Annotated in this window: 10 protein-coding genes and 1 riboswitch; of the genes, 8 read left to right on the forward strand and 2 right to left on the reverse strand. The window is 61.8% G+C overall.

Features of this window, described 5'->3' with window-relative positions:
• Window positions 1-7: 7 nt before the first annotated feature.
• The 4 genes from DL891_RS07635 (at window position 8) to DL891_RS07650 (ending at window position 6780) form a co-directional block, all read left to right on the forward strand.
• Complete coding sequence (locus DL891_RS07635; protein ID WP_111719826.1) at window positions 8-784, forward strand: HAD family phosphatase; 777 nt, start codon at window positions 8-10, stop codon at window positions 782-784.
• Window positions 785-801: 17 nt separating this feature from the next.
• On the forward strand, window positions 802-3168 hold the full coding sequence (locus DL891_RS07640) for a glycoside hydrolase family 65 protein (protein WP_232819056.1): 2367 nt from the start codon (window positions 802-804) through the stop codon (window positions 3166-3168).
• A complete protein-coding gene (locus DL891_RS07645; protein WP_111719828.1) occupies window positions 3165-5735 on the forward strand; it encodes a plasma-membrane proton-efflux P-type ATPase in 2571 nt (856 codons plus the stop codon). The genes DL891_RS07640 and DL891_RS07645 overlap by 4 nt, the downstream gene beginning before the upstream one ends.
• A gap of 193 nt (window positions 5736-5928) precedes the next feature.
• Window positions 5929-6042: riboswitch (SAM riboswitch) on the forward strand.
• 12 nt (window positions 6043-6054) lie between these two features.
• Complete coding sequence (locus DL891_RS07650; RefSeq protein ID WP_111719829.1) at window positions 6055-6780, forward strand: hypothetical protein; 726 nt, start codon at window positions 6055-6057, stop codon at window positions 6778-6780.
• Between the two features lie 37 nt (window positions 6781-6817).
• On the opposite strand, the gene DL891_RS07655 is transcribed toward DL891_RS07650, so the two are convergent.
• Complete coding sequence (locus DL891_RS07655; protein WP_368665625.1) at window positions 6818-8272, reverse strand: flavin monoamine oxidase family protein; 1455 nt, start codon at window positions 8270-8272, stop codon at window positions 6818-6820.
• A 166-nt stretch (window positions 8273-8438) separates the two neighbouring features.
• Here DL891_RS07655 and DL891_RS07660 point away from each other — a divergent pair, with 166 nt between their 5' ends.
• The 4 genes from DL891_RS07660 to DL891_RS07675 are packed head-to-tail and all read left to right on the forward strand — an operon-like array spanning window position 8439 to window position 11937.
• Complete coding sequence (locus tag DL891_RS07660) at window positions 8439-9755, forward strand: serine/threonine-protein kinase (protein WP_111719831.1); 1317 nt, start codon at window positions 8439-8441, stop codon at window positions 9753-9755.
• Entirely contained in the window at window positions 9752-10276 is a 525-nt protein-coding gene (locus DL891_RS17720) for a hypothetical protein (RefSeq protein ID WP_157962435.1), read from the forward strand. The genes DL891_RS07660 and DL891_RS17720 overlap by 4 nt, the downstream gene beginning before the upstream one ends.
• 60 nt (window positions 10277-10336) lie before the next feature.
• Entirely contained in the window at window positions 10337-11188 is an 852-nt protein-coding gene (locus DL891_RS07670; RefSeq protein WP_111719833.1) for a PPK2 family polyphosphate kinase, read from the forward strand.
• Entirely contained in the window at window positions 11185-11937 is a 753-nt protein-coding gene (locus DL891_RS07675; protein WP_232819057.1) for a phosphatase PAP2 family protein, read from the forward strand. The genes DL891_RS07670 and DL891_RS07675 overlap by 4 nt, the downstream gene beginning before the upstream one ends.
• Here the strand turns inward: DL891_RS07675 and DL891_RS07680 are convergent.
• Window positions 11888-12871, reverse strand: a complete 984-nt coding sequence (locus DL891_RS07680) for a diacylglycerol kinase family protein (protein ID WP_111719834.1) — start codon at window positions 12869-12871, stop codon at window positions 11888-11890. The two genes, DL891_RS07675 and DL891_RS07680, sit on opposite strands and share 50 nt — an antisense overlap.
• Window positions 12872-12880: the final 9 nt, after the last annotated feature.

Below are 12880 nucleotides of genomic sequence, written 5' to 3' on the forward strand. Positions count from 1 at the left end.
GATGACTATGTCAATCACTGATGGTGGCGTGAACGTGGTCTCGGTCGGGCTCAGGGAGGGCGTCATTGCGTGCCTCTTCGATCTGGACGGGGTAGTGACGCAGACTGCCGCCGTGCATGCTGCCGCGTGGAAGGACACGTTCGACGCGTTCCTGTTGGAGCGTTCGCGTCGCACCAACACACGGTTCGTTCCGTTCGACATGCACGCCGACTACGACCGGTACGTCGACGGAGAGTTGCGGGAGGACGGCATCCGCTCGTTCCTGGCCTCGCGCGCGATTACCCTTCCTGAGGGTGATATGGGTGACGCGGCGAGCGCCGAGACGGTGAGCGGGTTGGGAAAGCGAAAGAACGAACTCTTTTTGTGGCGCCTGCGTGAGCATGGAGTACAGGTCTACCCGGGGTCGGTGGAGTATCTGCACGCTATCGGGCGGATGGGGCTTCAGAGTGCGGTGGTCTCGTCGAGCACGAATTGCCGCATGGTCCTGGAGGCTGCCGGCATCGAGGACCTGTTCCAGGTTCGGGTGGATGGAGCGACCGCGAGACACGAACATCTGGCGGGAAAACCCGCTCCAGACGCCTACCTGTTCGCAGCTCGTGCACTCGGAGTGGCGCCAGCACGGTGCGCCGTCTTCGAAGACGCGATCGCGGGGGTGGAGGCTGGCCGTTCCGGTGGTTTCGGCCAAGTGGTCGGGGTGGACCGGGCGGGACGATCAGATGAATTAGGGGCACACGGTGCGACGATCGTGGTCTCTGATCTGGCCGCCTTGTTGGTGCACCAGTGATAACGCACCCAGATTTCGTGGCTGAACCGTGGCGTCTGCGCGCCAGTGGGTTGGATCTGAGCGTGTTGGCTCAAGTGGAGTCCATATTTGCGCTCTCGAACGGATATCTCGGCTGGCGCGGCAATCTCGACGAGGGAGAGCCACATGGGCTCCCGGGCTCCTACCTGAATGGTGTGTTCGAACTGCGCTCGCTTCCCTACGCCGAGGCCGGATTCGGGTATCCCGAGTCTGGTCAGACCATGATCAATGTGACCAACGGCAAGGTGATCCGCTTACTGGTCGATGATGAACCATTTGACATCCGCACCGGCGTGCTGCGCTCCCACGAGCTCTGCCTGGATTTTCGCACCGGACTTCTGCGTCGGCGGGTGGAGTGGATCTCACCTGCTGGCCGCGCGATCCGAATGACCTCGTCGCGGATCGTCTCCTTCTCCCAGCGCTCGATTGCAGCGGTGGATTATGGGGTCGAGGTTCTTGACGGGCCGGCGCGGGTGGTGCTGCAGTCGGAGTTGATCGCGAACGAACCGCTTCCGCCCCAGGCGGCGGACCCTCGTGCAGCGCGTGAGCTGGCGGATGTCCTCGAGGGTGCTGAACACCGTTCTGACGGGCGCCGGGTTGCCCTGGCGCACGTCACACGGCAAAGCAGGTTGACGATCGCGAGCTCGATGGACCATGTTGTGGATGGGCCCGCGGGCACCAAGGTCAGTTCAGACAGTTCGCCAGACCTGGGCCGCGTGAGCGTGTCGGCCGACCTGGTCCCCGGACAACGACTCCGTCTCGTGAAGATGGTCGCGTTTGCGTGGTCTGGTTCCCGCTCGCTGCCGGCCCTTCGTGACCAGGCCGACGCCGCCCTCACCGGGGCGACGAGCGCTGGCTGGGATGACCTTGTCGCCGAACAGCGCAGCTATCTCGATGATTACTGGGAACATTGCGACATTCGGATCGAGGGTGACGTGCGCCTTCAACAGGCGGCGCGGTTCGCGCTCTTCCACACTCTGCAGGCGGGAGCGCGGGCCGAGGGCGTGGCCATTCCCGCAAAGGGGTTGACCGGGCCCGGCTATGACGGCCACGCATTCTGGGACATGGAGAGCTATGTGCTTGCGGCGTTGACCTATCTCGTTCCTGAGGCAGCGGCAAATGGGTTGCGGTGGCGGCAGGACACCCTGCCTGCGGCGATCACCCGCGCGTCACAGTTGGGCCTTGCTGGCGCGGCCTTCCCCTGGCGCACCATTCACGGCGAGGAGTGCTCCGGGTACTGGCCTGCGGGAGTCGCCGCTTTCCACATCAACGCGGATATCGCCGACGCTGTTCTTCGCTACGTGAATGCAACCGGCAACCGTGAGTTCGAGCAGTCAGTGGGTGTCGACCTGCTGGTCCACACCGCACGCTTGTGGACGTCGCTCGGGTATTTCGACGCGGATGGGCGATTTCGCATCGACGGGGTCACCGGTCCGGACGAGTACAGCGCCGTCGCCGACAACAATGTCTACACCAATCTGATGGCGCAACGGAACCTGGTTGCAGCCGCTGACACCATCGCACGGCATCCGGAGCGTGTCGCCGACCTTCAGGTCGGTGACGACGAGGCGGCCATCTGGCGTCGCGCAGCAGCTGGGATGTTCATCCCATTCGACCACACGCTCGGGGTGCATCCGCAGTCTGAGGGGTTCACTCATCATGAGAAATGGGACTTCGAGAAGACCGGCGCCGATCAGTACCCGTTGCTGCTGCATTTTCCCTACTTCGACCTGTACCGCAAACAAGTGGTCAAACAAGCCGACCTCGTGTTGGCGATGCACTTTCGTTCAGACGCGTTCACTGCAGAGCAGAAGGCCCGCAACTTCGCCTATTACGACGCGTTGACCGTGCGCGACTCGTCGCTGTCGTCCAGTGTGCAAGCAATAATTGCTGCCGAGATCGGCCAGTTGGACCTCGCGCATGACTACCTCGCCGAGTCGGCGTTTCTCGACCTGGACGATACAGGACACAACACTCGCGACGGATTGCACATCGCTTCCCTCGCCGGAATATGGAGCGCACTGGTGGCCGGCTACGGCGGCATGCGCCACGACGAGACTGGACTTGCCTTCACCCCGCGACTACCACGCGGCTTCTCACGAATGAGCTTCGGGCTGCGCATGGCCGGCGGAACACTCCGCGTCAAGCTGACGCGCACGCACGCAACTTATGACCGAACGAGCGGGCCACCCCTGCACCTTCGCCACTATGACACCTCGATGCAGGTGGCTTCGCTCGAACCGCAGACACTGCCGATTCCTCCCGCTGCCGTTGCCGGCAAAACCCCGACTCAGCCGGCCCATCGATCACCCGCGCCTTACTCCGGCGGCACCCCTGATCGTCAGGACCAAAGGTCAAGAAGATGACCCACAACCACAGCACGACCCCCGGCCGCCGGATTAACGGAGCGGTGACGCCAAAAACCACAATCGTTGTCCCTGCAACCACCCCTGCTGATGACTACAAAACACTTCCCTTGGCCGAGCTCGAAACGAAGCTGGGCTCATCCCCTGAGGGGATCAGCCAAGCTGACGCCGAGATTTCTCTGGTTCGGTACGGTCCGAACGAGATCGAGGAGAAGAAGTCGAATGCGTTCTGGAAGTTTCTGGGCTACTTCTGGGGGCCGATTCCGTGGATGATCGAGGTGGCAGTCATCCTTTCGGCTGTGGTGGGACATTGGCCGGACTTCTTCATCATCCTGGTTCTGCTTCTGGCCAACGCAGTGGTCGGGTTCACCGAGGAACGTCAGGCCGGAAACGCTGTAGCTGCACTGAAAGCGCAGCTCGCGATCACTGCCACGGTCAAACGAGACGGGGCATGGGCCGAGCATCCCGCACGCGAACTGGTGCCTGGCGACGTGATCCGGGTGCGGCTCGGCGACATCATTCCGGCAGACGTGCGCCTGCGCGCCGGTGATCCCGTGGAAGTCGACCAGTCGGCGTTGACCGGTGAATCGTTGCCGGTGAGCCTGAAAACGGGTGATGCCGCGTATTCCGGGTCGATCATACGTCAGGGCGAGAGCGACGGCCTGGTCTATGCAACCGGGTCGGGCACGTATTTCGGAGCGACGGCGCGTCTGGTTCAGGAGGCCCACAGTGTCAGCCATTTTCAGCGCGCGGTACTGAAGATCGGCAATTTCCTCATCGTTCTCGCTCTGGTGATGGTGGCGGCGATCATTGCGGTCGCGACCTTCCGTGGGGATCCGATCCTCACAACGATCCAATTCGCATTGGTGCTCCTGGTGGCAGCGATCCCGGTGGCGATGCCGACGGTTCTGTCGGTGACGATGGCGGTTGGGGCCCGTTTGTTGGCAAAGAAGAAAGCGATCGTGACGAGACTGTCGGCTATCGAGGAACTCGCCGGTGTCGACATCCTCTGCTCAGACAAGACCGGCACTCTCACCCAGAATCAACTCACTCTCGGGGAGCCGTATTCAGTCAGCGGTGTGGACGCCGGCTCCGTAATTCTCTTCGCGGCTCTGGCCTCCCGTGCAGAAGACTCGGACACGATCGACCTCGCCGTGATCAGCGGTGTCACTGCCGACCAGAACCTCGGCGACTACGTGGTCACGCAATTTCGCCCCTTCGACCCCGTTCACAAACGGACCGAAGCGACCGTCACGCCGAAGGACGGTGCGCCGTTCACCGTCACCAAGGGTGCACCGCAAGTGATCCTGGCCATGTGCGCAGACGCCACTTCGGTCACCCCCGCGGTGCAGAAGGCTGTCGCAGAGTTCGCTGCCCGCGGCTTCCGCTCTCTCGGTGTCGCACGGGCCGACAAAGAGGGCGAGTGGAGGTTCCAGGGGGTGCTTCCCCTGTTCGACCCGCCTCGGGATGACGCGAAAGCGACGATCGCCGAAGCAGTCGCGATGGGTGTCGCCGTGAAGATGGTCACCGGCGACCAACTGGCGATCGCGCAGGAGACAGCGAAGAAACTCGGCCTGGGAACCAACGTCCTCGACGCGGCCGGTCTCGGCGACTCCACGCAGCAGAAGACCCCTGCAACGACGGCTTCGATCGAGACAGCAGACGGATTCGCTCAAGTGTTCCCGGAACACAAGTTCCATATCGTCGACGTGTTGCAGAAGAGCGGTCACATCGTCGGGATGACCGGAGACGGAGTGAACGACGCGCCAGCGCTGAAGGAGGCCGACTGCGGTATCGCGGTTTCTGGCGCCACCGACGCCGCACGCGCTGCGGCCGCCATCGTGCTCATGACGCCAGGACTATCGGTGATCATCGACGCGATCAAAGAAAGCCGCAGAATCTTCCAACGCATGAACAGCTACGCCATCTACCGCATCGCTGAAACATTGCGGGTGCTGCTGTTCATGACTGCGGCGATCCTGTTCTTCAACTTCTACCCGTTGACCGCGATCATGATCGTGATCCTTGCGCTGATGAACGATGGCGCGATCCTGTCAATCGCGTACGACAACGTGCGCTACAAGAAGAAGCCCGAAAAATGGAACATGCGCCTGGTGTTGAGCATCTCCACCGTGCTCGGGATCATGGGCCCGATCGCAGCGTTCGGCTTGTTCTATCTCGGCGAGGAGGTCTTTCACCTGTCGCGCCCGGAGTTGCAGACGATGATGTACCTGATGCTCTCCGTGGCCGGGCATCTCACTATTTTTCTGACCCGCACCCGTGGGCCGTTCTGGTCTCAACGGCCCGCCCGCATCCTGGTGATTGCCGTCTTCGGAACCCAATTGATCGCCACCTGCTTCGCGCTGTTCGGGATCCTCATGACTCCCCTGCCTCTGGGATGGGTCGCGTTCGTTTGGGGATACGCAGCGGTCTGGGCGCTGATCAACGACCGCATCAAGCTGCTCGCCTATCGCATCTTCGACCCACCCCAAAAACACCAGGCGGCCTCCACGCCCCCGCCGAACCGTGCTGCACGCGTCACCCACCAGCCTCCCGGACATCAGTGACTACCGCACAACAGTGACTACCGCACAACAATGACGGGCGCGCGTTTCAGCTGCATCGTTGCGGCGACGCGAATCCCGCACGTGTTCGGTGTGGGGTTCCCTGGGCCCAGGCAGGGCGTCCGCGAGTCGCATGCGTCGTTGCGGCCGATCCTGCACCCCCAATGTCGGACGCCACAGCTATCGTCAAAAGTACGTTCCAGAGTTGCGGCCGACAGTACCTGGCTGGCCGCACGGCAACCCGATCCATCAACCGGGTGCCCCAGGGAAAGAACGGGTTGCCCGAGTTCCCGGGCGACAAGCACGATGGAAAGGACAATTCATGTCTGGGCTTCACGACAACGCCCGCATCTTTCACCTCCCGCCGACCCGCGGCTGGGCTGACTTTGCCGTGGGCCTCCTGGCCCGCGTGGAGGCGCTCCAACCCGCATGCGTTCTCGACGTGCGGATCACTGACCGGCATCAGGAAGTGGCCTGGGTGACGATCTACCGGTCACCGGATGACGTCATCACAGCGAGCGGCCCGAACGGGCCCTACCTGACCCGCGGTCAGACAACATGGACGTGGCAGCTGGCAGCTCCTGAGCCACCCGAGTTCCGGAACGAGCGTGAAATCGAGCGAGCCGAGCTCATCGCGAGTTCGGTGCTCACCTTTCTCGCGAAACTCGACGCAGTTCCGGATGCCGAAAACTTCGGGATGGAGGGGGCGGTGCAGTTTCACACGTGGTCACCGCGTTCCGGCCCCGCCCCGAGCGACTACAGCTGGGACAATTACGCCGAGCACCGCACAGGGCTTCAGATCAGCAATTTTCTCCACTATCTGCACGTCATTCCCGTGGGTAAGGGCTTCACGAAGGAGCACGTCGACAAAAACTTCCCCGGCTGGAGATGGGAGGATCTGGTCGAGGTGATCAAGGCCGCAGACGTGTTCATCGGACGAGGTGGCTCACCGGCCACGTGCCGGCCCACGGTCAAGGCGATCCACTTCACCGACCGCAGCCACTGGGCCGTGGAATGGCTCGACGGCACTGTCACGACATCCGCGTAAGAGACGACGTCAACAATCTCCTGGGGCACTCGCCGAATCAGAGCGGATCCGCCAACTCACGAAACTGGAGCTTGCGGCCGAGTATATTCTCGGCCGCACGGTGGCCGGAGCGCAGCGCTGCCGTCACGGTCGCCGGGTCTTCCGTCCACGTCGCCTCGCCTGCGAAATGCAGCACTCCGTCGACCGGCGTTGCCAGCAGATCATGGTCACCAGGAGTTGATCCGGGCTTCATGTAGGCGTAGGAACCACGAGAGTATGGGTCGCTCTGCCAGTCGGTGACCAGCACCTGATCTGGCTGCACCACTCGCTCCCCGTAGAGACCACGCAGCGACTGCAGCACCGACTCGACGATCCTGTCGTCGCACCACTCGCGGGTTTCAATGGCGCTCGGCCCCGCGGCGAAGGTGAGAAGGGTCGGCACCCCATCCAGGGCGGTCAGGTCGTACCAGGAATGCCACCATGTACCGGCGTCGCCCTGCTGACGAATGGCGTAGACGTCTTTGTCCCAGAACCTGGTGGGGAAGCGCAGAAATACCTTCTCGAAGCTGTTCATCTCGAAACCGGAGATGGCGCTGGTGAGCCATTCGGGCAACGGGGGATCAAAGGCGAGGGTGCCAGATTTCAAGACCCCGATCGGAACGGTGACGACGACATTCGAAGCGGCGAATTCGCCCTGATTGGAGCTGACTGTGGCTCTGCCGGCCGACCTCGCGACGCGCGTCACCACGTGCTCGAGTCTGACATCGATTCCCTCTGCGAGGTTCGCAGAGAGTTGGTCGAAGCCGTCGGGAAAGACCACCTCGTCGCCGTCCACGATGTCGTCGTCGAGGCCGTGCGCATCGAGGTCTCCCGCCCACACCCCGTATTGCTCTTCGGAACGGTGCAACAAGAACTCCCGCACTCGCTCAGCGCGGTCAGGTTCCCACACCAATCTGGCCAGGGTTGCCTCAATCGCCTCCAAATAAGTGCTGCCAACCTCAGATGCATCGATCGAGACCGCCAGATGCAGATCGAAGTTGCGCACGTCGTCGGCGAACTCGCGGATCGCACCATCATTCAGTCGCTTGCCGGCGGGATCGTAATAGGCGATGGGTCTTCCGTCTGGCTGGTAACTGCCGACAGTGAACTCGACCGTTCGCATTCCGAAGTCGTGCACCACCGCGGTCAATCGGTTGTCGTCGATGCCATGAATCCACGAGGCGCCACGGTCGCAGGTGAAGCTGCCGGAGCGCTCAGTCCAGGTGCGGCCTCCGACGCGATCGCGTGCCTCGAGTACGACGACCCGCTGCCCCGCCTGCGCGAGCAACCGCGCGACGGTCAGCCCAGAGACGCCCGCACCGATGATGACGGTGTCGAAGTTCTTCATATCTGAAAGCTCCTCACTGGGCCAGAGTAGCAACCTCCAAGCACTGGTTGAAGGGAAGAAGCACGTATTCGAATGAGAAATGAAGGAGGCTCGGCGCACCCACGCAATGTCGCACGACGAGGCCACACCTGAGGACTTCCAGCTTCGGCAGATCCGTCGGTAGACCGCGAAGTGGAGCGGCCACTAATATCATGTTGTCGGGGCTGACGATCAACTCACAGCGGCCCGTTGCCCCACGCAACGGTGCCATCGGTGGCAGAACGAGGAGGATTTCTTGTCAGATGGCGCGAAAGTGAGCCGTGCCGTCGAAGCCGGCGATCTCATCGACGGGCGGTATCGGATCCAGAGCCTCCTGGGCCGAGGTGGCATGTCGGAGGTATACTCCGCGACCGATGAGACGCTTCACCGTACAGTCGCAGTCAAACTGTTTCACCGTGATGCGGCCGACCCGGTAGATATGGAGCGGGCCGCGACCGAAGTCAAACTTCTCGCATCGTTGAGCCACCACGCGCTCGTCACGGTTTTCGACGCCCGCGTCGCAACCACCTCTGAGAGCGGCTATGCCTACCTGACCATGGAGCTGGTAGACGGCGAAGACCTGCGCACCCGCATCGAGCGGGGGCCCGTCGCTCACGATGATGCCGCCGCCATGTTGTGTGATCTCGCCGAAGCCCTCCACGTGGTCCATTCCCATGGAGTCGTGCATCGTGACATCAAGCCGGCCAACGTGCTGCTCAGGGCATCTCCGCTACCTGACCGCGAGTTCAGCGTGAAACTGGCCGATTTCGGCATCGCGCACCTGACAGATTCCATCGGCCTGACCGCCACGGGCGCCGTTATCGGAACCGCCGCCTACCTCAGTCCTGAACAGGCCACGGGCGACGGGTCTGGCCCCGCGTCCGACATTTATTCGCTTGGTCTCGTGATTCTCGAGGCGCTGACCGGAGTTCGCGCGTTCCCGGGCTCGATGGTTGAATCGGTCAGTGCGCGGTTGGTGAGCGACCCACCGATACCGGATTCCCTCGATCAGGATTGGCAGACGTTGCTCCGGTCAATGACCGTCCGCGACCCTGGGCAGCGCCCGGTTGCCCTCGACGTGACGCTCGCCGCCCACTCATTGAACAAGCGGTCACCGTCACACTCATCGGTGCAGGGGGAATCGGCAAACCAGGACACGATGCCGCTCGACCAAATTGGAGTTCCCACCGTTCCAATGCAGCGAAGCGACTTCGACACGGCGGGCGCGAGGGTGCCAGGATCACCGGACGGGTCGGACAGTCCGACCGTCAGGCTCGACCTGCAGGAGCCACGAGGGGCCGTGCCACCGTCGACATCGACCCTGACACGGGAGACTGTCACGGCCAATGCTGTGACGGCCGACAACAACACGCTGGACCAGAGCGGTTTCGCCTCCGATCGAAGACAAGGCCAGTTCCGTCGATGGCTCGCAATTGTGGCCATAATTCTTGGAGTTCTGGTTCTAGCTACAGTGACGGTAGTGCTGTGGTCAATGTTGTCGTCCGGAACGTCCAGCCCGCCAGCGCTGCCCGCTATTGACGATCCGCTCGGCACGCATCTGCACGAGCTGATGAAAAGCGTGACACCGTGACGCCCGCGAGAAGATTTCGGTGCCATCTGGCCGCTGTGGTGCTGGCCAGCAGCATCATTCTGACCGGATGCGTCAGCGGGCCGCCTGATCTAGACGAAGCCACGGCGGCCAAACTCCAGGAATCGGTCGCGCACATCGCCGAAGTAGCGGCGGCCGGAAAATTCGCAGACGCGCTGACTAACCTTGAATCCCTGCAGGCGCAGTTGACCGAGGCCACCGCGCGAGGCGATGTCGGCGGTGACCGGGAGGCCCGCATTCGCGGGGCGATTGAGAATGTGCGCTTTGACCTGAACGCATTGATCGATGCACAGAAATCAAAGCCCGAGCTTCCACCGGAACCGGAGCCCGAACCCGAGACGACACCGGATCCCACGCCCATACCTGAGCCTGACCCGTCCCCCGTCCCGACGCTTACCCCCGACCCCTCACCCGCTCCTGAACCACCGGCTCCCGATCCGGAACCCGAACCAGAACCGGCTCCATCAATCACGCCAGACCCGAACCCATCTCCTTCTCCATGAGCCGGAAAGGAATTATTGCGACAGAGCGGATACGCTGGCGCAAACCGCTACTATTTACCCATGTCAAAGACAGCGTGGTCAGAAAAAGCAAGTGAATTACTCCGGGTTGGGCCCGATTTCCGGCTCGAAGACGTCGACCCGGCATCGACGCCCGGGATTGACTCCGGCAAACGTTCTGGCGTTGCGCTTCGGCTCAAGAACAAGAAGTCCCTCCGCACGCTGCAGGGCAAGCTTTTTGCCGACAGCACCGTCGGCGGCGAACGATCAGTACTGCTCGTCCTGCAAGGAATGGACAGCTCTGGAAAGGGCGGAGTCATCACTCACGCACTCGCTGGGATGAGCGCATCGGGCGTGATGGTGCATGGATTCAAAGCACCCTCCGCCGAGGAGAAGAAGCACGGTTTTCTGTGGCGAGTTCGCAAAAGACTCCCCGAGCCGGGCATGGTGAGTGTCTTCGATCGCTCCCACTACGAGGATGTGCTGGCCGCCCGAGTGCGCAACCTTGCCCCTCCAGAGACAATCGAGCGACGTTACAACCAGATCAACACCTTTGAGCGGTACGCCACTGAGAGCCAGACCACGATCGTCAAGGTGATGCTTCATGTAAGCGAAAAAGAACAGAAGAGGCGACTCATCTCCCGCCTCCACCGTCGCTCAAAACTGTGGAAGTACAACCCCAGCGATGTGGACGATCGGGAGCTGTGGCGCCAACTTCACGACGCGTACCAAATCGCGATCGCGCGAACCTCCACCGATCACGCGCCGTGGTACGTCGTGCCGGCTGATCACAAGTGGTACGCGCGTCTCGCGGTGCAGCAGATCATTATTGAGAAACTCGAAGCGATGCAACTGAAATGGCCATCACCCGACTATGACCTGACTACCGAGCGAAAGCGCGTGGCCAGCGCGTGAGCACCTCCGATGCAGGCTTTAGAGAAAAGTTCTTGGTCGAAGAGCGGTTCATGCCGCGTGAGGCTAAGAGAAAACTGTACGTCACTGCTGCAGGGCTCATTACCATAGGGCTCGCTGGCTTCTTGTTGACGCTGCGGGGGGTGCTTCTGAACGTGGCCCCGGCATCGATCGATGCGCCGTTGAAATCCTGGCTGTATGACGGCAGAACAGATTTCCTCACCGGGATCATGATCGGCCTCGCGGTTGGTTTCGGCCCGATCGCGCTGCCCATCATCATCCTTGTCGTCGTCGTCGCCTGGGCCATCATCGCAAAACACATCTGGCGACCGATGCTTCTGGCCGCTGGAACGACCACTGGCGTGGTTCTCGCGCTCACCATCACTCATGCAGTCGGGAGACACCGGCCGCCAACGGAACTGATGCTGTTCGGCGCCGACTCAACTTTCTCGTTTCCGTCGGGGCATGTGCTCGGGGCGTGCAATTTTCTTTTGTTGCTCACCTATTTGATTTTTTCCCGCCGTCACAATCCGCGTGCAGAAGTGTCCGCGTTCATTCTGGTAGGTCTGCTCATCGTGGCTGTTGCGCTCAGCAGAATTTACCTCGGCTATCACTGGGCCACCGACGCCGTCGCTTCTATCTCGTTGTCTCTGGTCATCCTCGGGGCAGTGATTGCGGTGGATACTCAGCGCACGGTGCGCGTCAGCGCGGCACCATCATCTGGAGGGCGCGCGGCTTCACCCGCGCCTTGATGGCCGTTGCTTCACCGATATTGTCACCGTCGAGCTCAATCTCCTCCGCACTGCCCAGCCGCATAGTGATCCGAGCCGCCTTCGCATACTTGAGAGCTCGCACTTCGGGAGTCGTCAGTTTCTCGCCCAGCTTGGTTCGCCTGAGCACGCCGTTCTCCCAGAAGACTTTTACCAGTACTTGCAGCCAACCGAACACCCCTTCAGGGCGCATAACAGCGATGTCGAACAGTCCGTCGTCGACGACTGCATCCGGAAGCAGTAGTACGTTCGCTTGAAGGGAGCCGCAATTGCCGATGATGATTGTGTGCGCGCGCACCGATTTTGTCCGTCCGCCATCGAGGCGGTACCGGGTTCGCAGCTCACTCTTATCTCGAAGTGCTTTGGCGATGGCACTGACGTAGGCCAGCCAGCCGACCTTGGCCTTGAGCTTGTCATCGGTATTGGCGAGCATTTTCGCGTCGAGTCCGAGGCCCGCCATGACCACGAAGGCATGTTTGGTGAGCGAACCGTCGCCGTGACGGATGTCGATGAGCCCGACATCCACAGCCCGTTCCACCCCGGTGAACGCGGTCTTCACTGAATGCTCCACGTCGTCGAGTGTGAACTCGAGGTTGCGCGCCAACAGGTTGCCCGTGCCAGAGGGAATCAGCGCGAGGCGTGCCGAGCTCTCGTGCAGAATTTCAGCTACGGCTCGAACGGTGCCGTCACCCCCTGCCACGATGACGAGATCCGCACCCGCCTCCAACGCTTGCCGTGCCACGCCCTGACCGACGTCTTCGACGGAGGTGGCGAAATAAAGGGTTTCATTCCAGCCAGCAGCATTTTGCTCGGCGCTCACGGCCGCCTTGATGACGTCGAGGTCGACCTTGATCGGGTTGTAGATGACGGCCGCGGTATGAGTTTTGGTCTGGGCGTCAGAGCGTGTGGAGGTCATTCTTCCCAT

The sequence above is a fragment of the Homoserinimonas sp. OAct 916 genome, from assembly GCF_003260275.1.
Classification (GTDB): domain Bacteria; phylum Actinomycetota; class Actinomycetes; order Actinomycetales; family Microbacteriaceae; genus OACT-916.